Annotated in this window: 19 protein-coding genes; 12 read left to right on the top strand and 7 right to left on the bottom strand. The window is 72.4% G+C overall.

Annotated elements, in window-relative coordinates; all coding sequences use genetic code 11:
• Window position 1 precedes the first annotated feature (1 nt).
• Window positions 2-985 (bottom strand): CapA family protein, encoded by a 984-nt coding sequence (locus tag ABCR83_RS02905; RefSeq protein ID WP_462692987.1) that lies wholly within the window; start codon window positions 983-985, stop codon window positions 2-4.
• 121 nt (window positions 986-1,106) lie between these two features.
• Here ABCR83_RS02905 and ABCR83_RS02900 point away from each other — a divergent pair, with 121 nt between their 5' ends.
• The 4 genes from ABCR83_RS02900 to ABCR83_RS02885 all read left to right on the top strand — a co-directional run bounded on the left by ABCR83_RS02900 (window position 1,107) and on the right by ABCR83_RS02885 (window position 7,386).
• Window positions 1,107-2,957 (top strand): glycoside hydrolase family 15 protein, encoded by a 1,851-nt coding sequence (locus tag ABCR83_RS02900; RefSeq protein ID WP_462692985.1) that lies wholly within the window; start codon window positions 1,107-1,109, stop codon window positions 2,955-2,957.
• Window positions 2,958-3,076: 119 nt separating this feature from the next.
• Window positions 3,077-4,192, top strand: a complete 1,116-nt coding sequence (locus ABCR83_RS02895; RefSeq protein WP_462692983.1) for an acyl-CoA dehydrogenase family protein — start codon at window positions 3,077-3,079, stop codon at window positions 4,190-4,192.
• A 60-nt stretch (window positions 4,193-4,252) separates the two neighbouring features.
• A complete protein-coding gene (locus tag ABCR83_RS02890) occupies window positions 4,253-4,996 on the top strand; it encodes an HAD family hydrolase (RefSeq protein ID WP_462692981.1) in 744 nt (247 codons plus the stop codon).
• The gene (locus ABCR83_RS02885) at window positions 4,993-7,386 is read left to right on the top strand and encodes a glycoside hydrolase family 65 protein (protein ID WP_462692979.1); all 2,394 of its coding nucleotides are present in this window, start codon (window positions 4,993-4,995) and stop codon (window positions 7,384-7,386) included. The genes ABCR83_RS02890 and ABCR83_RS02885 overlap by 4 nt, the downstream gene beginning before the upstream one ends.
• 21 nt (window positions 7,387-7,407) lie before the next feature.
• Here ABCR83_RS02885 and uppS read toward each other — a convergent pair whose 3' ends face one another.
• The 5 genes from uppS to ABCR83_RS02860 form a co-directional block, all read right to left on the bottom strand.
• Complete coding sequence (gene uppS / locus ABCR83_RS02880) at window positions 7,408-9,162, bottom strand: polyprenyl diphosphate synthase (protein ID WP_462692977.1); 1,755 nt, start codon at window positions 9,160-9,162, stop codon at window positions 7,408-7,410.
• 34 nt (window positions 9,163-9,196) lie between these two features.
• On the bottom strand, window positions 9,197-9,583 hold the full coding sequence (locus tag ABCR83_RS02875) for a DUF6114 domain-containing protein (RefSeq protein ID WP_462692975.1): 387 nt from the start codon (window positions 9,581-9,583) through the stop codon (window positions 9,197-9,199).
• Window positions 9,574-10,152, bottom strand: coding sequence for a DUF6230 family protein (locus tag ABCR83_RS02870; protein WP_462692973.1), 579 nt, complete (start codon window positions 10,150-10,152; stop codon window positions 9,574-9,576). The genes ABCR83_RS02875 and ABCR83_RS02870 overlap by 10 nt, the downstream gene beginning before the upstream one ends.
• A gap of 148 nt (window positions 10,153-10,300) precedes the next feature.
• Entirely contained in the window at window positions 10,301-10,660 is a 360-nt protein-coding gene (locus tag ABCR83_RS02865) for a hypothetical protein (RefSeq protein ID WP_462692971.1), read from the bottom strand.
• Window positions 10,661-10,772: 112 nt separating this feature from the next.
• Window positions 10,773-11,498, bottom strand: a complete 726-nt coding sequence (locus ABCR83_RS02860) for a B3/B4 domain-containing protein (RefSeq protein ID WP_462692969.1) — start codon at window positions 11,496-11,498, stop codon at window positions 10,773-10,775.
• A gap of 142 nt (window positions 11,499-11,640) precedes the next feature.
• Between ABCR83_RS02860 and ABCR83_RS02855 the strand changes: the two genes are divergently transcribed.
• Together ABCR83_RS02855 and ABCR83_RS02850 are read left to right on the top strand one after the other, a co-directional pair.
• Window positions 11,641-12,210: a methyltransferase family protein gene (locus ABCR83_RS02855; protein WP_462692967.1), complete on the top strand. Its 570-nt coding sequence runs from the start codon at window positions 11,641-11,643 to the stop codon at window positions 12,208-12,210.
• A 66-nt stretch (window positions 12,211-12,276) separates the two neighbouring features.
• The gene (locus ABCR83_RS02850) at window positions 12,277-12,837 is read left to right on the top strand and encodes a GNAT family N-acetyltransferase (protein WP_462692965.1); all 561 of its coding nucleotides are present in this window, start codon (window positions 12,277-12,279) and stop codon (window positions 12,835-12,837) included.
• Here ABCR83_RS02850 and ABCR83_RS02845 read toward each other — a convergent pair.
• Entirely contained in the window at window positions 12,792-13,154 is a 363-nt protein-coding gene (locus ABCR83_RS02845; protein ID WP_462692963.1) for a hypothetical protein, read from the bottom strand. The two genes, ABCR83_RS02850 and ABCR83_RS02845, sit on opposite strands and share 46 nt — an antisense overlap.
• A gap of 51 nt (window positions 13,155-13,205) precedes the next feature.
• Here ABCR83_RS02845 and ABCR83_RS02840 point away from each other — a divergent pair, with 51 nt between their 5' ends.
• The 6 genes from ABCR83_RS02840 to ABCR83_RS02815 all read left to right on the top strand — a co-directional run bounded on the left by ABCR83_RS02840 (window position 13,206) and on the right by ABCR83_RS02815 (window position 19,972).
• The gene (locus ABCR83_RS02840) at window positions 13,206-13,712 is read left to right on the top strand and encodes a GNAT family N-acetyltransferase (RefSeq protein WP_462692961.1); all 507 of its coding nucleotides are present in this window, start codon (window positions 13,206-13,208) and stop codon (window positions 13,710-13,712) included.
• A gap of 125 nt (window positions 13,713-13,837) precedes the next feature.
• A complete protein-coding gene (locus tag ABCR83_RS02835) occupies window positions 13,838-14,938 on the top strand; it encodes a cation diffusion facilitator family transporter (RefSeq protein ID WP_462692959.1) in 1,101 nt (366 codons plus the stop codon).
• Window positions 14,939-15,162: 224 nt separating this feature from the next.
• Window positions 15,163-16,740, top strand: a complete 1,578-nt coding sequence (locus ABCR83_RS02830) for a right-handed parallel beta-helix repeat-containing protein (protein WP_462692957.1) — start codon at window positions 15,163-15,165, stop codon at window positions 16,738-16,740.
• Between the two features lie 37 nt (window positions 16,741-16,777).
• Window positions 16,778-18,115 carry an MFS transporter gene (locus ABCR83_RS02825; protein WP_462692955.1) on the top strand — a complete coding sequence of 446 codons (1,338 nt, stop codon included), beginning with the start codon at window positions 16,778-16,780 and terminating at the stop codon, window positions 18,113-18,115.
• 17 nt (window positions 18,116-18,132) lie between these two features.
• The gene (locus ABCR83_RS02820) at window positions 18,133-19,245 is read left to right on the top strand and encodes an enolase C-terminal domain-like protein (RefSeq protein ID WP_462692953.1); all 1,113 of its coding nucleotides are present in this window, start codon (window positions 18,133-18,135) and stop codon (window positions 19,243-19,245) included.
• Window positions 19,232-19,972, top strand: a complete 741-nt coding sequence (locus tag ABCR83_RS02815) for an SDR family NAD(P)-dependent oxidoreductase (RefSeq protein WP_462692951.1) — start codon at window positions 19,232-19,234, stop codon at window positions 19,970-19,972. Before ABCR83_RS02820 ends, ABCR83_RS02815 begins: the two co-directional genes overlap by 14 nt.
• The last annotated feature ends 52 nt before the right edge of the window (window positions 19,973-20,024 follow it).

The raw sequence follows: 20,024 nt of genomic DNA, 5'->3' as shown, positions 1-20,024 counted from the left end.
GTCAGCCGCCGGGGCGCGCCCAGTCCACCACCAGCCGGCCGTCCTCCCGCGCCGGCACCGCGGTGCCGAGTGCCGCGCAGGCGTGGTGGAACCGGTGCCGGATCCACCTCCGGTCGTCACCGCGGGCCACCGTGGTGCGGCAGTGGTCCAGATACAGCGGCACCGCCTCCAGCCGCACCGGCGAAGGCCCGTCAAAGGCGACCAGGAACAGCAGCCCCAGGTCATTGCGCAGCCGGGGATCGACCGCATAGTCGTCGACGAAGTCGCCCATGTCATAGAGGATCCGGTCGGCCACTCCATGGAAGACATGCGCGGAGTGCCCGGCGACCAGCGTCGCTCCCGCCGCGCGCAGCGCCGCCGCCGACTCCCGGACGTGCCGCGGCGGCCGGACGGTCATATTGGGCCCCCAATGCGGGGTGACCAGCACCGCATCGGCCGCCTCGGTCGCGCGTGCCACCGTGGCGGGCAGCCAGCCGGGCATGCCCCGGCGGAGGTCCGCGAAGGCCACCCCGGGGCGGTCCGCACCCGCCGCGAAGTCCTCCGGATGATCGGTCGCACCGACCACGGCCAGCCGGAGCCCACCCGCCTCCAGCACCGCGAACTCCCGGGCGGCGGCCGCGTCCCGGCCCGCGCCGACCACCCGGACACCGGCCTCGGGCAGCAGCGCGAGGGTGTCCGCCAGGGCGTCGAAGCCGAAGTCCAGGGCGTGGTTGTTGGCCAGCGTCACACAGTCCACGCCCAGTTCCGCCAGCACCGCGGCGGCCGCCGGCGGGGCACGGAAGAAGAACGGTTTGCCCGGGGCGGGCCAGGGCTCGCCCCGGCCGGAGACACAGCACTCCAGGTTGAGGACGAACAGATCGGCACCCGCGAGGAGTTCGAGGAGCTCGTCACACAGCAGTACCTCCGGCCCGGGTGCCTCCTCGAGCCGCTCGGCGACCCCGCGCCCCAGCATGGTGTCCCCGGCCAGGGCCACCGTGACCGTCATCGCCCGGTACGCCTCCGTCCGTCTCGCTGTCTCAAGTATGGAGGCCACCGCCGCCCGGGGCATGCGCGCAGCCACGGAGGTATAACGGAAGGGGTGACCTGTCCCGCCAAGGAGGGACACCATGAAGCACGATCTCGGAACGCGGCCCCCCGGTTATCTGCCGATCGAGGACCACGGGATCATCGGCGACCTGCACACCGTCGCGCTCGTGGGGGTCGACGGCACGATCGACTGGTGCTGCCTGCCGCGCTTCGACTCACCCGCCGTCTTCGGCTCCCTGCTCGACGCCCGGCGCGGCGGCTCCTTCACCATGACGGTCCGCGAGGTCGAGCGCACCAAGCAGATGTACATGCCGGACTCCAATGTCCTTCTGACCCGCTTCCTGTCCGAGCACTCCGTCGCCGAGCTGTATGACTTCATGGTCCCGGACAGCTCCGCCTGCCCGTCCTCGGGCACCCGGCGGATCGTCCGCCAGATGCGCGTGCTGCGCGGCCGGGCCACCGTCGATGTGCACTGCCGCCCCGCCTTCGACTACGGCCGCGTCCCGCACACGGTGACCGTCGTCCCGGAGGCCGGAGCCCTCTTCGAGAGCCCGGCCGGATCGCTGGCCCTGTGCTCGTCCGCACCGCTGTACGCCGAAGGCGGGGCCGCGCACACCACCGTCACCCTCGAGCCCGGCGAGACGCTGGAGCTCGCCGCCCAGTGGGGCGGTACGCTCCGGCGCATCGGCGGCCCGGAGGCGTCGCGGCTGCTGGACAGCACCCTCCAGTACTGGGACGGCTGGCTGCGCCAGTCCGACTACCACGGCCGGTACCGGGAGACGGTCGAACGCTCCGCACTCGTCCTCAAGCTCCTCGTCCACCAGCCCACCGGCGCCCTGGTCGCGGCACCGACGACCTCACTGCCCGAGTCCATCGGCGGCAGCCGCAACTGGGACTACCGCTACACCTGGATCCGCGATGCCGCCTTCACGCTCTACGCGCTGATGCGGCTGGGCTTCACCGAGGAGGCCGCGGCCTTCATCGACTGGCTCCACCAGCGCTGCGTCGAGGTGCCGCCGGGCGCCGGACTCCAGGTGCTGTACGGCATCGACGGGCGGGCCGAGCTGCCGGAGACGGTGCTCGACCACCTCGAGGGCTATCGCGGCGCCCGCCCGGTGCGGATCGGCAATGCCGCCGCGCTGCAGACCCAACTCGACATCCACGGCGAGCTGATGGACTCCGTCTACCTCTACAACAAGCACGGCGAGCCCATCTCCTATGAGCTGTGGGAGGCCCTGACCCGGCAGCTCGAATGGCTCGAGAAACACTGGGAGGAACCGGACGACGGCATCTGGGAGACCCGTGGCGGCAGGCAACGCTTCACCTACTCCGCCCTGATGACCTGGGTCGCGTTCGAGCGGGCGCTGCGCATCGCCCAGCACCGGGGAATGCCCGCTCCCGTCGAGCGGTGGCGGGACGCGGCCGCCGAGGCATACCGCTATGTGCAGGACCGGTGCTATGCGCCGGAGCTCGGCGCCTACTGCCAGAGCGCGGACACCCCCACGCTGGACGCCTCCTTGCTGGTGATGCCGCTGGTGAAGTTCGCCGGGCCCAAGGACCCGCGGTTCCTGTCCACCCTGCGCAGGATCGAGGAACACCTGGTCAGCGACAGCCTGGTGCACCGCTACCCGGCCGACGGCGGCGATGGGCTGGCCGGCCGGGAGGGCACGTTCAACCTGTGCTCCTTCTGGTACGTGGAGGCCCTCGCCCGGGCGGGCCGGGTGGGGGAGGCACGCTATGTCTTCGAGAAAATGATCACTCATGCCAACCATCTCGGCCTCTACGCCGAGGAGATCGGCCCGGCGGGCGAGGCCCGGGGCAACTTCCCGCAGGCCTTCACCCACCTGGCGCTGATCAGCGCCGCCACCAACCTCGACCGTGCCATCGGCGACCGCCGCGGCACCATCGCCCGGCACTGCCGGGGCGGTTGACGGCCGCGCACCTCACCGCCTGCCGCACAGTGCGTCTTTGGTGCCGGCAACCCCTCTTGTTCATGGTGGTGCCGGCACTACCATGAACCGATCCGGTGAGGATGGAGCAGAATCGAAGGATGATCTCCGCTACCGACCATGACCGTGCCGTCACCGTTTCCGCCGTCTCCGCCATCGCCGCGGCCGACGCCGCGGCCGCGGACCTGACCGGCCGCCTCGCCGCGCGCACGGTGGACGCCATCACCGAGGCCGGATTCCCCCGGCACTTCGTCCCCCGGCGCTGGGGTGGCGACGAGGGCGGCTTCACCGAACTCTTCGACTCCATAGCCGAGTTGGCGGAGAGCTGCACCTCCACCGGCTGGTGCGCGATGCTGTGGGCCTGGCACGGCAGGCTCGCCGCGGCGCTGCCGGAGGAGGGGCAGCGCGAGCTGTGGGGCAAGACGCCGGACGCCAGGATCTCGTCCGCGATCATGCCGCCCACCGGAACGGCCGAGCCGGTCCCCGGCGGCCGGCGGGTCAGCGGCACCTGGCGCTTCGCCAGCGGAGTGGAGCACGCCGACTGGCTGCTGGTGGCCACCCCCGACCCGCACGGGAGCGCGGGTCCGCTGGTCTTCGCCGTACCGCGCGGCGAGGTCGGGATCACGAACTCCTGGAACGCCGTGGGCCTGCGGGGCACCGGCAGCCATGATGTCGTCCTCGATGCGGTGCGGGTGCCGGAGCACCGCTGCTTCGCCCTGGCCGACCTGGTGCGCGGCGACCCGGCCCCCGGCCGGGCCCGGTGCCACGCGGTGCCCCCCGAGCTGGGCGCCGGGCTGCTGCTCTGTGCCCCGGCGCTCGGCGCCGCCCGGCATGCGCTGGCCGTCTGGACCGGTGCGGTCGCCGGCCGGGCCGTGGGCGGCCCGGCCGCAGTCGCGGCCCCCGTCTGGGAGGCACTGGCCCGCTCGGCCACGGAACTGGACGCCGCCGGGCTGTTGCTGCGGGAGGCCGCCCGGCGCGCCGACCACGACCCGGTGACCGCCGCGGCCGTCGCCCGCGCCCGGCGCGATGCGGCCGTCGCCGCCGAGTCGGTGACCGCCGCGGTCGAGCGGCTGTTCAGAACCGGCGGGTCGCACGCGGGCGATGCCTCGGGCGGACTCCAGCGGGCCTGGCGGGATGTGCACACCGTCACCTCGCACGCCGCGCTGCGGCTGGGCCCGGCGGCGGAGGCCTATGGCGCCGCCGTGACCACGCGCTGAACGAGTGATTCACCGGACGCACGGACACCCGGAGGGTGATCCCGGGAAAGGGGAAGAACCGTGACCACCCTGGGCCTCCCCGATCCCGTCCGCGCCTGTCTGTTCGACCTCGATGGCGTGCTCACCCAAACGGCGACCGTGCACGCCGCGGCCTGGAAGGAGACGTTCGACGCCTTTCTCGCCCAGCGCGACGGGCCGGGCTTCCGGCCGTTCGACCCCGTCGCCGACTACGACGCCTATGTCGACGGGATGCCCCGGGCCGACGGGGTGCGCTCCTTCCTCGCCTCCCGCGGCATCCGCCTTCCCGAAGGGGGCGACGACGACCCGCCCGACGCCGACACCGTGCACGGCATCGGCAACCGCAAGAACGCCCTGGTGCTGGAGAAGATCAAGGAACTGGGGGTGGCGGCCTTTCCCGGCTCCGTCCGCTATGTCGAGGCGGTACGGGCCGCGGGCCTGCGGCGCGCCGTGGTCTCCTCCAGCGCCAACTGCCGTGAGGTCCTGACCGCGGCGGGCATCGCCGACCTCTTCGAGGTGCGGATCGACGGAGTGGTCGCCAAGGAACAGCACCTGCCGGGCAAGCCGCACCCGGACACCTTCCTCGCCGCCGCCCGCGCGCTGGGGGTCACCCCCGGCCAGGCCGCCGTCTTCGAGGACGCCCTGGCCGGGATGGAGGCCGGCCGGTCCGGGAACTTCGGCTTCGTCATCGGCGTCGACCGGGTGGGCCAGGCCGACGCACTGCGCGAGCACGGTGCGGACGTCGTGGTACGGGACCTCGCCGAACTGTTGGGAGACGCGAAGTGATCACTCATCCGGCCTATCTGGTCGACCCCTGGGGCCTGCGCGAGACCGAACTCAACCTTGATGTGCTCTCCCAGAGCGAGTCGGTCTTCGCCCTCTCCAACGGCCACGTCGGCTGGCGCGGCAACCTCGACGAGGGTGAGCCGCACGGCCTGCCCGGCACCTACCTCAACGGCGTCTTCGAGTTCCGCGCACTGCCGTACGCGGAGGCCGGCTACGGCTACCCGGAATCCGGCCAGACCATCATCAACGTCACCAACGGCAAACTGATCCGGCTCCTGATCGACGACGAGCCCTTCGACCTGCGCTACGGCAAGCTGCACCGGCACGAGCGGGTGCTGGACTTCCGCACCGGCCTGCTGCACCGCACGGCCGAGTGGACCTCGCCGAGCGGCCGCAGCGTACGGGTCAGGTCGACGCGGCTGGTCTCCTTCACCCAGCGCGCGGTGGCGGCCGTCGCCTACGAGGTGGAGCCGCTCGACGGGGACGTACGGATCGTCATCCAGTCGGAACTGGTCGCCAATGAGCAGCTGCCCGAGACCATGGGCGACCCCCGGACGTCCGCCGCGCTCAAGGACCCGCTGGCCTCCGAGCAGCACGCCGCCCTCGGCACCCGGATCCGGCTGCTGCACCGCACCGCCCGCAGCGGCCTGAAGGTCGCCGTGTCGGCCGACCACGTCGTGGACGGCCCGGAGAAGACCGATGTCTCCGCCGAGTCCAGCGAGCACCTCAGCAGGCTCACCGTCACCACCAGGCTGGGGTCCGGACAGCGGCTGCGGATGGAGAAGTTCGTCGCGCACGGCTGGTCCGCCGCCCGCTCCGTGTCCGCCGTGCACGACCAGGTGGACGCCGCCCTCGCGGGTGCCCGGAGCACCGGCTGGGCGGGGCTGCTCGCCGAACAGCGCCAGTTCCTGGACGACTTCTGGGCCCGCGCCGACGTCGAGGTCGACGGCGACGCGGAGATCCAGCAGGCGGTGCGCTTCGCGCTGTTCCATGTCCTGCAGGCCGGAGCCCGTGGCGAGGCGCGGGCCCTGCCCGCCAAGGGACTCACCGGCCCCGGCTATGACGGGCACTGCTTCTGGGACACCGAGACCTTCGTCCTGCCCGTGCTCACCTACACCGCCCCGCAGGCGGTGGAACAGGCCCTGCGCTGGCGCCACAGCACCCTGCCGGCCGCCCAGGAACGCGCCCGCCAACTGGGCTTCCAGGGCGCCGCCTTCCCCTGGCGGACCATCAACGGCGATGAATGCTCGGCCTATTGGCCCGCGGGCACGGCCGCCTTCCATGTCAACGCCGACATTGCCGACGCCGTGGTGCGCTACACCGCCGCCACCGACGACGAGGCCTTCGAGCAGGAGGTCGGACTGCCACTGCTGGTGGAGACCGCCCGGCTCTGGCGCTCCCTGGGCCACCACGACCACCACGGCGACTTCCACATCGACGGCGTCACCGGACCCGACGAATACAGCGCCATCTCGGACGACAACCTCTACACCAACCTGATGGCCCAGAACAATCTGCGGGCGGCCGCGGCGGCCGCCGAACGCCACCCGGACGCGGCGAGCGCCCTGGGGGTGGACGACGAGGAGACCGCCGCCTGGCGCGACGCCGCACTGCGCATGACACTGCCCTACAACGCCGAACTCGGCGTCCATGAACAGTCCACCGGCTTCACCGGGCACCAGGTGTGGGACTTCGCCGGGACCAAGGACGACCAGTACCCCCTGATGCTGAACTTCCCCTACTTCGACCTCTACCGCAAACAGGTCATCAAACAGGCCGACCTGGTGCTCGCCATGGTGCTGCGCGGCGACGCCTTCACCCAGGAGCAGAAGGCCCGCAACTTCGCCTACTACGAACAGCTGACGGTCCGTGACTCCTCGCTGTCCGCCTGCAGCCAGGCCACCATGGCCGCCGAGGTCGGACACATGCGGCTGGCCTACGACTACCTGGGCGAAGCGGCCATGATGGACCTCTTCGACCTGGAGGGCAACACCCGCGACGGCATCCACATCGCTTCCCTGGCCGGCACCTGGTTCGCGCTCGTCATGGGGTTCGGCGGCATGCGTGACCACGGCGGCGGGGTGCTCGCCTTCGCCCCCCGGCTCCCGGAGCAACTGGGCCGGCTGGCCTTCACCGTGCAGATCAGGGAGCGGCGGCTGCGGGTGGAGATCACCGGCACCACCGCGACCTACACCCTGCTCGAGGGCGAGGCCCTGGACATCCGGCACTGCGGCGAGCCGCTCACCGTGACGCCCGGGTCGCCGGAATCCCGCCAGGTGCCGGCCCTGGTCACCGGCCCCGCACCGGAACAGCCTCCCGGCTGCTGCCCGGCCCACCGCCGGGCCGCCGCCCACATCGAGCCGGAAGCGGCGGCGCCACCGCAGCACTGAGCCTGCCGCTGCGGTGATCCTTCATGTCCCGGGATGGCCCGGAGCGGCCCCGTAACGGCGCTCGCGGTGGGCATAGACGGCCACTGCCTGCCACAGGTCGCGGCGGTCGGCCTCGGGCCAGTGGGCGTCCGTGAAGTGGAGTTCGGCGTAAGCGATCTGCCAGAGGAGGAAGTTGGAGATCCGGCGCTCGCCGCCGGTGCGCCAGAGCAGGTCGACATCGGGCAGGTCCGGGTGGAGCAGATAGCGGGAGAGGAGTCGCTCGGACACCCGGGCCGGGTTGAGGTGCCCGGCCACGGCGGCGCGGGCGAGCGCACCCGCCGCCCGGGCGAGTTCGCTGCGGCCCCCGTAGTTGGCGCACACGGTGAGGGTCAGCCCGGTGTGGTGCGCGGTGGCGATTTCCTGTCGCTGCAGTGCGTCGAAGAGCTCCAGGGGCAGTCCGGCGGGTTCGCCCGCCCAGCGGACGCGGATGCCCAGGCTGACGATGTCCGCCTCGTCCATGAGCTCGCCCAGCACCTCGTGCAGGGCGATGAGTTCCTCGACGGGGCGCCTCCAGTTCTCGGTGGAGAAGGCGTACACGGTCAGATGGGGCAGCCCGATTTCCACCGCTCCATGGATCACATCGCGCAGGGCCGCCGCGCCCGCGCGATGGCCCTCCTGGCGGGGGAGGCCGCGCTCCGTGGCCCACCGGCCGTTGCCGTCCATGATGACCGCGACATGCCGTGGCAGCCGGCCGGGCGGCAGCGCCGGTGGGCGGACGCCGGACGGATGCGGCGGGGGCCGGTACGGACCGGGCGGGATGACCTGCACCGTGCGGGCCTCCTGGCGGGGGACCGGCTGGGGAACCGACAGCGGGGACAGCCGCCAGGCGAGAGCCGATTTCGCGCGGGCCGGCAGCAGAACGCGCCAGCGGGAGTGCCGGCGAAGCCGCGGCTTGCGGCGCAGCAGGCGCGGCCCGGAGCCGAGCGCGACCCGCAGCCGCAGGCGGTGCAGGTCGGTCACCGCGTCCACGATGACGACCAGGGCGGGCGGCAGGCCCAGGGCCAGCTCGGGCTGGTCCAGCCAGCGCCGGGCCAGCTCCCCCAGATGCCCGAGCAGGGCGGCCACGGCCGGCGTCCAGCGCGCTTCGGCCAGATCCGTGACGGTGACGCCATGACGCCTCAACTCCTCGGTGGGAAAGCCGACCTGACCTCGGGCGGCGTCCGCACTGAGGTCCTCCAGCGCGTCGATGAGAAAGACCGCGTCGACCCACTGCCGCACGGCCTGGTGGTGCCGCACCCGCAGCGGCACCTGCAACCCGGCGCTGCCCAGCGCCAGCAGGCCCTGGAGTGCGAAGGAGGAGGTGAAGAGCCGCCCGGCGTGGGCGCTCCACCGCTGCCAGTCGGTGGGCAGTCCTCCCCGGGCCTCGCTGCGCAGTGCCAGGAACGCCACCCGCAGGTCGCCGGGTTCGAGGTGCCATGCCTGCACGGCGTGGATCAGCGCCCGGCGTACCGGGTCGCCGCTGGTGCCCCGCTGGAGCTCGGTCTCGAAGGCGGTGGTCCAGGCGTCCAGCCGGGCGGCCCGGTCGTCCCGGGGGCCGGTCGCGGTGTCGGTCAGGTCGTCGACCGTCCGTCCGGCCGCGTACAGGGCCCAGGCCGCCGGGCGCAGCGCCGGGGCGATCAGCTGGGTGATCGCGTAGTCGGTGGATCCGGTCTGCCGGACGATCCGTCGGCAGACCCGGTAGGCGGCGCTCAGGTCGGCGTCGTGAATGCCTGCCTTGGCGTAGGCGGAAGAAAACACCGGGCTCTCCGTGGTCTGCCTCGTCGGGCGTGGGTCACCGGTCGGGTCGGGCGGCCGTGGTCCGCGGCGGGCACCAGGAGAAGGCCAGACAGCCCCCGGTCATGCCCAGCGCGGTGCCCAGCAGCAGCCCTCCGAGGTCGCAGGCGAGCAGGGCCAGCAGGGCCAGGACGACCGCCGCGATCCCCCCGACGGCGTGCAGTTGCGGGAACCAGAGGAGGACGACGCCGACCAGGAGGAGCGGCAGGCTCACGCCCAGACCGGCCTGCTCCGCGATGCCCGGCCGCAGCAGGGCGGCCGGTGTGCCGAGAAAGGGCAGCAGCATCATCTCCGTACCCGCCGCGGCGGTCAGGACCGCGGAGCCGAGTGGCCGCTGCCGGCACCACACGGCCAGGCGCCGGCTCGGCCGCCGGTTCAGAAACATTCGTGCGCTCCGGGCGTCAGATGCACGCTCACGTCCCGCAACCGGAACGATCCTGCGGTGCCCTTCCAGCCGGTGAACTTGGGATGGTCCATGACCAGCCCCGTCGTCTGCGCCACCAATCCCCTCCGGTCTCCCGGGATTTGGGCTTCGACACCGGTGAACCGGACGTCGCCCTCGATCTGATCGGTGTCCACCACCAGCGTGGTGGCCCGCGCGGGCGCGGAACGGCCGGCCGTCATCCGTACCGTCACCTGCCCCACGGGCAGCGGGACCAGCACGCTGACACACAGGTTGCGCACCTGTGCCTCATGGGCGCTGACCACCAGCACGGGGCGTCCGGCCCCCGCGTTCTCCTCGTCCGTCTCCACTCCGGGGGTCGCCAGGAAGCCCCGGCCCGAGATCCGGTCGGCGGAGACCTTGAACGCCGAACCGGATGCCACCACCGACGCCGCGAGCGCCCCGCGCGCGGTGGCGGCCAGCACCGCGCACGCGGCCAGCACGGCGGGCGTCATCAGCAGCCAGAACCGCCCCCAGCGCCGCCGTACTTGCCGCTCACCACTGCCCGCCACCCGGCGAGCATTCCCACCCGGGCGGCGGCCAAGCCGCCCGGTGGACGCGGACGCGCGTGCCGCGGCGCTCGCCGGAGCGGGCGCGCCCCGCCGGCCGGACGGCGGGGTGGTCACCGCCGGACGCCGTCACCTCCCCGAATCCGCCCGATCAGCCGGTTCCGGCCCGCCGCTCCAGACCGGCGATGGTCTCGGCCAGCCAATCCTGCTCGGCCCGCCCGGAGGCGCGGGCCACCAGCAACATGCCGCGCCGGAAGGGGTTCGGCTCCTGCTCGGCCGTGACGGGCGCGCCCCGGTGGTCGTAGAAGAAGCTGCTCGGTGCCTGAAGGAAGGCGAGCCTGCGGCGCAGCACCGCCGCCTGCTGGGCTGGGTCGGGGAGGCGGTGCAGAAAGGCGGCCACCGTGAAGAACCTGAGCTGGTCGGAGATCTCCGCCTCGCCGGGTTCGCGCAGCCGTCGTACCAGCTCGGCCGGGCCCTGATGGTGGCGACCGGACTCGGCCTCACCCTCCAACTGCCCGCCGGATACGGGCTGTCACGTCTGGCCGGAGTGAACGGGGTATGGGCCGCCATGGCGCTGGGCGCGCTCGTCCAGCTCGCCCTGATGCTGCCCGGCACCGCCTCGCTCAGGTGCCCGGCACCAGGCGCGAGGCCACGGTCACGCCCGGACTGCTCGCCACGAGAGCTTCGACGAGGGCGTCACCGGCGGCGGCCAGCCCGTCGTCGTCCAGCGGAGCGAGCGCGTCCAGAATGAACGCCGCGCGCGTGGTGGAGCGGGTGAGCCGGGTGCGGGTGCACTGGCGCCAGTTCCAGCGGCGGCAGGTGACGCCCGCGTCGTCCCGCCAGACGACCTCGCCCGGCGGACAGTGCTCGATCACGGCCTCGCCGCCCGCCGTCGTCTCGAAGGACTCCTCGCCGGTGGCGCGCACCAGCCGTGCCGCGCCGGCATAGCGGTCCAAGTCCTCGCCGCCGAGCGGCAGTACGTGCGCCACCGAGACCGCGTTGTAGATGTCGGTGAGCCGGTCCACCCGCGGGAGTCCCGCGCCCACCCGGCGCAGCAGGGCCTCGGCGCTGGGCCTGGTGCGCTGCGGCTTGGCGCCGAAGGCGCGGAACGCCTCGCGCCAGGCCGCCAGATGCGGGTGCTCCTCCACCGCCGTGCCCGCGAGCCACGCCCGGGCGCCCTCCTCGGCCGCCACCAGCAGCCGCTCGCTCGCCCCGTCGCCCGGCCCCGGGCGCAGCCCCTCGGCGGCGATCACCAACACCCGGTAGTCCGGCCGCAGTTCCCGCACGGCGGGGTCGATGACGACGGCGTCGAGCCAGGCCTTGATATCGGCGGTGTCTGCAGTGGCCATGAGCGCTCCACGGTCAATATTGTGCACTGAACAGTGCCTTCTACCGTACCAGCGCCCCAGGGTCTGGCACGGCCGCCGCCTTGGGCGTAATTTGAGTGGAGGTTTCCGGAGGTTTCACGATCTGCCCATTGAGGAGCCCACCGTGTCGCTGCCGAGCCTGCTGTCGATCCTCGGTCTGCTGCTATGGGTGGCGTATGAGTTGTTGCTGCGCCGCCGCGAGGATTCCGGTACGGCCGACTGGCACGGTGACGTGGGCGACCGCGCCAGTACCCGGCTGCTGTTCGCCTCCTATGCGGCGGTCGTGGTGGTCAACGCGGTGCTGTCCGCCGTGCCGTTCGGCCGGGTGCCCACCGGCTGGCGCTGGGCCGGGGTCGTCCTGGTCGCCGTGGGCCTGGGGCTGCGCGCCTGGGGAATGCGCACCCTCGGCCGCTTCTACACCCGCACCCTGCGCACCATCGACGACCAGCGGGTGGTGCGGGAGGGCCCGTACCGGCTGATCCGGCACCCCGGGTACTGCGGCAGCCTGCTGGTGTGGACGGGGTACTCGCTGGGGCTGGGCAGCTGGATCGCCCTGCCGGTGACAGCGGTGCTGCTGGCGGTGGCGTACACCTGGCGCATCAACGCGGAGGAGCGGCTGCTGCTGGGCGCGTTCGGCGAGGCGTACGCCGAGTACCGCCGCCATACCAAGCGGCTGGTGCCGTTCGTCTACTGACGTCCACTACTGACGTCCACTGAAAAATGTGCGGCGCGCAAGGGTGTTTGCGGTGAGACTGCAGGGATGCTGATCAGAACCGTCCGCAGCGAAGAACTTCCCCGGCTGCAGGACATAGAACGGGCCGCCGGCCGGCGCTTCCGCGACATCGGCATGCCGGAGATCGCCGACGACGACCCCCCTCCGCTCGCCGAACTGGCCCGCTTCGCGCGGGCCGGGCTCGCCTGGGCGGCGCTCGACGGCGCCGGTGTTCCCATGGCCTACCTCATCGCGGAACCCGTCGACGGCAACCTTCATGTGGAACAGGTGTCGGTGCACCCCGACCACGCCCGGCGCGGGGTGGGGCGGGCGCTGCTGGACCACCTCGCGGACCGGGCCGCCGCCGACGGCGTTCCGGCACTGACCCTGGCCACCTTCGCCGAGGTGCCATGGAACGCGCCCTACTACGCCCGCTGCGGCTTCCACCGGCTGGACGAGGGCGCCCTCACCCCGGGGCTGCTGGAGATCCGGCGCCGGGAGGCCGCCCACGGCCTGGACCGGTGGCCGCGCACCTGCATGCGGCGCGCGGTCCGGGGGCGGTCTCAGACCAGGCCGAACACCTCGACGGCAGCCCCCAGCGGCTGGTAGCGGCCCGGATCCGTGGTGAACACGGTCCAGCCCGACGGGATCGCGATCGCGGCGGTGTGCGCGAGGGCGATGTCCTCCAGCGCGTACCGCCGCATCATCGCCCCGGCGGCCTCCACGGCCGGCAGGTCCAGCGGGCGGATGAGCACCGAGGGCCCGCACCGGGCCGGCAGCAGCTCCAGCGCCGAGCGGGCCCGGCCCGGCTTTCCGCGTTCGGCCAGGACGAGACCCGGCCGGTGACGGCCGTTCGCCCAGGCGCAACTCGCCAGCCGGGCAACGGTGTTGACGGCCGGGGCGCCGTCGTCCAGGCTACCCGGCATCGCTCGGGACGACGGATCGGCGGTCGCGGATCCACGAGACACCGGAGAGCCATGACGCAGGCGCTACGGCTGACGCCGGTCGGGGAGGAAAACCTGGACCGACTCCTCGAGGTGGCCGTCACCGAAGCCGACCCGGAAGAGGTGATGCCGCCGGTGGACGGGCCACCGGGCTGGACCGCGTTGCGCCGGGAGGCATTCCGCCGTTTTCACCGGTCCCGCTATGCGGGGTTCGACGGACCGCATCGCATGGTCGCCTATGCGATCGAGGCGGACGGCGCGATCGTGGGCATGGTGCGGATGTCGCTGCACGCCATGGGCGGCACGGCGGAGACCGGGATGTGGCTCGGGCGGACGGCCCGCGGCAAAGGGGCCGGTACCCGGGTGCTCCGGGCCCTGCTGGCCGAGGCGGCCCGGCAGGGCGTTCGCGCCGTGATCGCCGAGACCACGGCGGACAACGCGGCGGCGATCGGCGTGCTGCGGCGGTGCGGTGCCGTGCTCGAGCGGAGATCGGACGCGGTCCACGCCCGGATCCGGGTGGGGCCCAAACCGGCTCCATAAAGGCGCCATCGATAACCGTATTCACCAGGGTTTGTTATCGATAACCGTCTCCATTGCAGCCTTTGATAATCCCGTTCCCATGCGCTTCACTTCCCCTGTCCATTCGTGACTCGATGGGGGTCTTGGTGAAACGACAGCGCGGTCCTGCCGACGGTGAAAATCATGCGCAAGACCATCACGACCACGACCACGACCACGACCACGACCACGACCACGACCACGATCACGATCATGGCCACGGCCACGGCCACAGCCACGGCGCCGGAGGGCACAGCCATGGCGTGGCCAAGGACGCCGATCGCCGCTGGCTGTCGATCGCGCTGGCGCTCATCGTCGCCTATATGGCGGTGGAAGTCGTCGTCGCGGTGGCCGCGCATTCGCTCGCATTGCTGTCCGACGCGGCCCATATGCTGTCCGACGCGGCATCCATCGTGCTGGCGCTGGTCGCCATGCGGCTCGCCGCACGACCGGCCCGCGGCGAATACACCTATGGGCTCAAGCGGGCGGAAATCCTCTCCGCCCAGGCCAATGGGCTCACCCTGCTGCTGCTCTCCGTCTGGCTGACCTATGAGTCCGTGCAGCGGCTGGTGAACCCGCCGGCGGTGGGCGGTGGGATGGTGCTGGTGACCGCGCTGTCCGGGGTGGTCGTCAACATCGCCGCGGCCTGGTGCATGTCGAAGGCCAACCGCTCCTCGCTGAACGTCGAGGGCGCGTTCCAGCACATCATCACCGACCTCTATGGCTTTGTCGCCACCGCCGTGGCCGGGGCGGTCGTGCTGCTCACCGGGTTCGCCCGGGCCGACGCCATCGCCACGCTGGTGGTGGTGGCCCTGATGGTCAGGTCCGGGGTGTCCCTGGTCAGGGCCTCCGGCCGGATCTTCCTGGAGGCCGCTCCCGCCGGGGTCGAGCCGGACGCGGTCGGTGACCGGCTCGCCGAACAGCGGGGCGTGGTCGAGGTGCACGACCTCCATGTCTGGGAGATCACCTCCGGTGAGGTGGTCCTCTCCGCCCATGTGCTGGTCGAGACCGGCGAGGACTGCCACGCGGTGCGGCAGATCCTCCAGGGCATGCTGCGTCGGGAGTATGGAATCACCCATGCGACGCTCCAGGTCGACCATGCCCCCGGCCCGCTCGCGGGCGTCGGCTCGGGCCCGGGCGGGCGCCCGGAGCGCCACTGCGAGCAGGCGCACGGCGCGGTGCACCACCGGGGGCCGCACGACCACTGAACCCGGCCTCCGGAGGGTGGGAATTCCCCTCCGTAGGCCGCAGGTTCTCCGTCGGCCGAAATCGGTGATCCGGCCGTTTCGGCGGGATTTCCAAGGGAATTCACCCGAGGCCGGAGCCACCGCTGTGTGACGGCCGGATGAAGGCCGCATGGCAGTACCACGCAACGCGTTGACGCGGCCGGGCTCCTCCTATTTTCTTGCGGCACGCAAGTGAGGAGGCCCCCATGCTCATGCCCGTCGGACGCGCGGCCCGCGGCGGACTGCTCGCGCTCGCCACGGCCCTGCAACTCGCCGTCGCCGCACCGGCGTCGGCCGTCCCGCGCACCTACTACGTCGACTGCGGCGGCACCACGGGCGGCACCGGCACCGCCGACGCACCGATCTCCTCCATGCCCGCGCTCAATGCCGTCCCGCTGTCCGCGGGCGACACCGTCCTCTTCAAGCGCGGCAGCACCTGCAAGGGGCAGCTGTACGTCCACGCCTCCGGGACGGCGGACGCGCCCATCACCTACGGCGCCTACGGCAGCGGTTCCAAACCGCGCATCGACGCCAACGGCAACTACGCGGCCGTCTGGCTCAAGAACGCCGCCCATGTCCACCTCGCCGACCTCGACCTGACCGCGCCCGGCGACAACACCACCGCACGGCGCGGGGTCTGGCTCCAGGCCGTCGACTCCGGCGACCTCGACGGCGTCACCCTGGAGCGGCTCGACATCCACGACGTACGCGGCGTGCTGCCCGCCAGGACCGGCGGCAACGCCGCGAACGGCAAGTACGCGGGAGCGTCCGGCGGGATCGTCGCCGAGGCCCTGGGCACCGCGACCCCCTCCGCCTTCCGCGGACTGACCATCCGCGACAACACCATCCGCACCGTGGACCGCGCGGGCATCTACCTCTGGTCCAACTGGTGCCGCAGACCCGACCTGGCCACCTTCTGGAACGGACTGTGCACGGCCGACTGGCACCCGCACACCGGCCTGCTCATCGAGGGCAACACGCTGTCCGACATCGGCGGCGACGGACTCGTCGTCAAGAGCAGCAGCGACGCGCTCGTCCAGCGCAACACCCTCGACGGCTTCAACGAGCGCGCCGGGTCCGTCAACGCGGGCATGTGGACGGCCAACAGCGACTGGGTCACCTTCCAGTACAACCGCTCCTCCGGCGGCAACACCGACCGGGACGGCCAGGGGTACGACGTCGACCACTCCACCAACCACGTCACCTTCCAGTACAACGTCTCCTCCGACAACGACGGCGGCTTCTTCCTGCTCTGCCCGTACGGAGCCGATGTCCCCGGCAACGCCAAGGACTTCACCATCCGCTACAACCTCTCGGTCAACGACCGGACGCGCACCTTCCAGGTCTGCTCCGGCGGACTGCAACGCGGCAGGATCCACAACAACACCATCCAGCTGCCGAACGTGCCCCGGGGCGGCACCCACCGGATCGTGCTGGAGAACGCCACCAAACCCGGCGCCCTGGACGTGCGGTTCACCGACAACATCCTGCGCGGCAGCGGCACGGACACCGGCACCCTCGCCTGGACGCTCGACGACCCGGCCTTCACCCTCGACCACAACCTGATCCACCAGGCCCCGGTACCGGCCTCCGCCACCGCGACGGTCACCGCCGCCCCACTGCTCACCGCCCCCGGCCCCGCCACCGCCGATCCCGCCGACTACCGGCTGCTGCCCGGCTCGCCCGCGCTGGGCGCCGGAGCGGTGGTACCCGACAACGGCGGACGCGACTTCTTCGGCACCGCACTCGACACCCCGCCCGCCATCGGCTTCCACGACCACTGACCCGGCAACACCCCGCCCCCGAAAGACCCGAGCACCCATGCCGCTGACCGCCTCCCCGCCCGCCCCGCCGCCCCTCACCTCCGTACGCGCCCGCTACACCCGCACCTGGACCCCGAGGCTGGTCGCCTTCGGCGAGTTCATCGACGGCTACGACCTCCTCGTCATGGGCGCCGCCCTCCTCTTCCTCAAGCCCGACTTCGCCCTCACCACCGGGCAGGTCGGCTGGCTCGGCGCGATCGCCTTCATCGGCACGGCCGTGGGTCTCGTCGTCTTCGGCGACCTCTCCGACCGGTTCGGCCGCAAAATCATCTTCGTCGTCAACCTCGCCTTCTTCGTGGTCGCCTCCATCGCCTCGGCCTTTGTCACCGAGGTGTGGCAACTGATGGCCGCCCGCTTCCTCATCGGCGTCGCCGTCGGCATGGACATCCCCACCTCACACGCCTTCCTCGCGGAGATCTCCCCCACGGCCCGCCGCGGCCGCATCGCGGGCTCGCTGCCCAATCTGATGTGGCTGGCCGGAGCCGTCACCAGCGTCCTCGTCGCGCTCGCGCTGCGGCCCGTCTTCGGGAACGACACCTGGCGCTGGCTCTTCGGCCTCGCCGCCGTGCCCGCGCTCGCGGTGCTCATCGCCCGCCAGTTCCTGCCCGAATCCCCGCGCTGGCTGCGCTCCCAGGGGCGGCACGAGGAAGCCCGCGCCGTCTTCCGGGCACTCGGCGTCGACGAGCCGAGCGCCCCCGCCCCGGAGCGCGAGCGCCACTACCGCGACCTGTTCACCAAGGGCGCCGCCCGCCGGCTCGCCGCGGTCACCGGCTTCTTCGCCCTCCAGGCCTTCGGCGGCGCGGTCGCCACGGTGGCCGGGCCGCTGGTGATGCAGTCCACCGGCATCGGCACCGGCAACGCCCTCGCCTTCTCCCTCGCCGGATTCACGGCCGGATTCGCGGCCGTCGCCGCCGGAGCGCTGATCATCGACCGCGTCAACCGCCGGGCACTGGGCATCTGGGCCTGCCTGGGGGTCTTCCTCGCGGGCCTGACCATGGCCTTCTTCGGCGAGGGAAACCCGGCGGTGCTGCTCACCGCCTATGTCTGCTACTCCATGCTCACCTGGTTCGGACCCGGAGTGCTCTCCTGGGTCTGGAGCTCGGAGGTGTTCCCGACCCGGCTGCGCGGCATCGGCTCCGGCATCGCCCAGTGCGTCACCCGGCTGATGATCGCACTCAATATCGTGCTGGTCCCGCACCTGCTCAAGGACTTCGGGCTCAGGACGATCGCGATCTACGCCGGTGCGTATGTGCTGTGCGCGGCCATCGTGGCCGCCTCGCCGTTCCTGGCCACCACGGGCCGGGCACTGGAGGACACCAACACGACCGGCGCATAGGGGAGTTGGCATCACCCATGGGACACACCCACGCCGTGCCCGTCACGGCGCGTACGACCTGGCTGCTCACCCGGGTGCGGCCCGGTGAAGGGCCGCCGGGCTGGGGCGAGTTCTCCGACGTCCCGGTGCACCGGGCGACGCCGTACCTCACCGAACTCCGTTCGCTCACGGCCGGGTTGGCCGCCGAGGAGGCGGCCGACACGCTGGAGCGGATCGCCGGGGCCTGGGCCGCGCGCGGCCGGGGCGCCGAGGAACGGCTGTACCGCCGCACCGCGCTCGGCGGGCTGGCGACCGCCGTCGCGGACGCCGCCGCCCGGGCGGCCGGCCTCGGCCTCGGCACCTGGCTCGCGCGACGCACCGGGACGCCGGAGCCGACGGCCTCGGAGGTGCCGCTCTACGCCAACATCAACCGGGCGATGCGCCGACGCACCCCCGAGACCGCCGCCGAAGTCGCCACCCAGGCGGTACGGGACGGATTCCGCACCGTCAAATGCGCCCCCTTCGACGGACTGTCCGGGCCGCGCCGCATCACCACCGGACTGGACATCGCCTGGGCGGTACGCCAAGCCATCGGCGCACACCGGGTGCTGCTACTGGACTGCCATCACCTACTGACTGACAGTCAAGTACTGTCCTATGCCCGTGAGTTCACCGCGCTACGGCTCGGCTGGCTGGAGGACGCGGCCCGGATCGAGGCCCCGGAGCAGCTGAAACGCGTCCGCGACGCGGTCGGCGCCCCGCTCGCCGGAGGCGAGTTCGCGGGCACGGCACGGGAGGTCCTGCCCGCACTGCGGAGCGGAGCACTCGACATCCTGCTGCCGGACGTCAAGCATGCGGGCGGCCCCCTCCAGGTCCTCCGCCTCGCCGCACTGGCCGCCGGACACGGAGCGCGGGTGTCCCTGCACAACCCCTCAGGCCCCATCGCCACCGCCGCGTCCGCCCATGTCACCGCCCTGCTCGACAGCAGGACACCCCATAAGCTCCCGCTGGAGATCATGTACGGCGAGACCGGCCGACGCCCCTCGGCCGTAACCCCTCCCGAACCGGTCACCCGCGCCAGGTACACCCTTCCCGGCACTCCGGGAATCGGCCTCGCCCCCGCCCCGGAGGTACTCCATGACCAGCCCTGAACCCTCGTCCGCCGTCGTCCTGGGCGCCGCGGGCGGCGTCGGACGGGCCTGCGTGGCCCGGCTGGCCGCCGGGGGAGCGCAGATCATCGCAGTGGACCGGGACCCCTCGGTGCGCCAACTGCCGCACTGCACACCGGTGGTGGGCGACGCCACCGACCCGGCCGTCATCGCCCGGGCCTATGACGCCGCCCCCGAAGGGACACCGGCCCTGCTGGTGCACGCACTGCTCGGCGAGGCCCGCGCACCGCTCGCCGAGCTGACGGCCGAGCAGCTGCGCACCGTGCTCGACATCGGCCTGGTCTCCGCCTGGCAGGCCGGGGCCGAGCTGGCACGCCGCCGGGCCGGACGGCCCGGGGCCATCGTGCTGATCGGCTCCGTGCATGCGCACGGCGCCATGCCCGGCTTCGCCGCGTACGCCATGGCGAAGGCCGGTCTCACCGCGCTCACCCGTGCCGCGGCGGCCGAGTGGGGACCGCTGGGCATCCGCTGCAACCTCCTCGAGCCCGGCTTGGTGGCCGTCGACCGCAACGCCCACTTCTGGCGGGACGACACCCGGCGCGAGCGCGTCCTCGCCGCCTACCCGCTCGGACGCCTGTGCCAACCCCAGGAGGTGGCCGAGGCCGTCGCCTTCCTCGCCGGGCCCGCGGCCTCCTACATCAACGGCGCCAGTCTGCCCATCGACGGCGGGATGCTCTCCGTCCTCCCGGAGGTCCACACCGGCCGGTGACCCGGCAAGCGGCCCAAGAGGCGTTTTGTCGCCATTCGGGTAGGGTCGGCAC

It is taken from the genome of Streptomyces xingningensis (genome assembly GCF_054957865.1).
The sequence above is the reverse complement of the archived record's forward strand: the minus strand, read 5'-3'. Positions and strand labels throughout refer to the sequence as shown.

Excerpts from the sequence above, each read along its gene's own strand:
- ABCR83_RS02905 (WP_462692987.1), bottom strand. The coding sequence starts at position 985 with ATGACGGTCACGGTGGCCCTGGCCGGGGACACCATGCTGGGGCGCGGG.
- ABCR83_RS02900 (WP_462692985.1), top strand. The coding sequence starts at position 1,107 with ATGAAGCACGATCTCGGAACGCGGCCCCCCGGTTATCTGCCGATCGAG.
- ABCR83_RS02895 (WP_462692983.1), top strand. The coding sequence starts at position 3,077 with ATGATCTCCGCTACCGACCATGACCGTGCCGTCACCGTTTCCGCCGTC.
- ABCR83_RS02875 (WP_462692975.1), bottom strand. The coding sequence starts at position 9,583 with ATGTTTCTGAACCGGCGGCCGAGCCGGCGCCTGGCCGTGTGGTGCCGG.
- ABCR83_RS02860 (WP_462692969.1), bottom strand. The coding sequence starts at position 11,498 with ATGGCCACTGCAGACACCGCCGATATCAAGGCCTGGCTCGACGCCGTC.
- ABCR83_RS02850 (WP_462692965.1), top strand. The coding sequence starts at position 12,277 with ATGCTGATCAGAACCGTCCGCAGCGAAGAACTTCCCCGGCTGCAGGAC.
- ABCR83_RS02845 (WP_462692963.1), bottom strand. The coding sequence starts at position 13,154 with ATGCCGGGTAGCCTGGACGACGGCGCCCCGGCCGTCAACACCGTTGCC.
- ABCR83_RS02840 (WP_462692961.1), top strand. The coding sequence starts at position 13,206 with ATGACGCAGGCGCTACGGCTGACGCCGGTCGGGGAGGAAAACCTGGAC.
- ABCR83_RS02830 (WP_462692957.1), top strand. The coding sequence starts at position 15,163 with ATGCTCATGCCCGTCGGACGCGCGGCCCGCGGCGGACTGCTCGCGCTC.
- ABCR83_RS02825 (WP_462692955.1), top strand. The coding sequence starts at position 16,778 with ATGCCGCTGACCGCCTCCCCGCCCGCCCCGCCGCCCCTCACCTCCGTA.
- ABCR83_RS02820 (WP_462692953.1), top strand. The coding sequence starts at position 18,133 with ATGGGACACACCCACGCCGTGCCCGTCACGGCGCGTACGACCTGGCTG.
- ABCR83_RS02815 (WP_462692951.1), top strand. The coding sequence starts at position 19,232 with ATGACCAGCCCTGAACCCTCGTCCGCCGTCGTCCTGGGCGCCGCGGGC.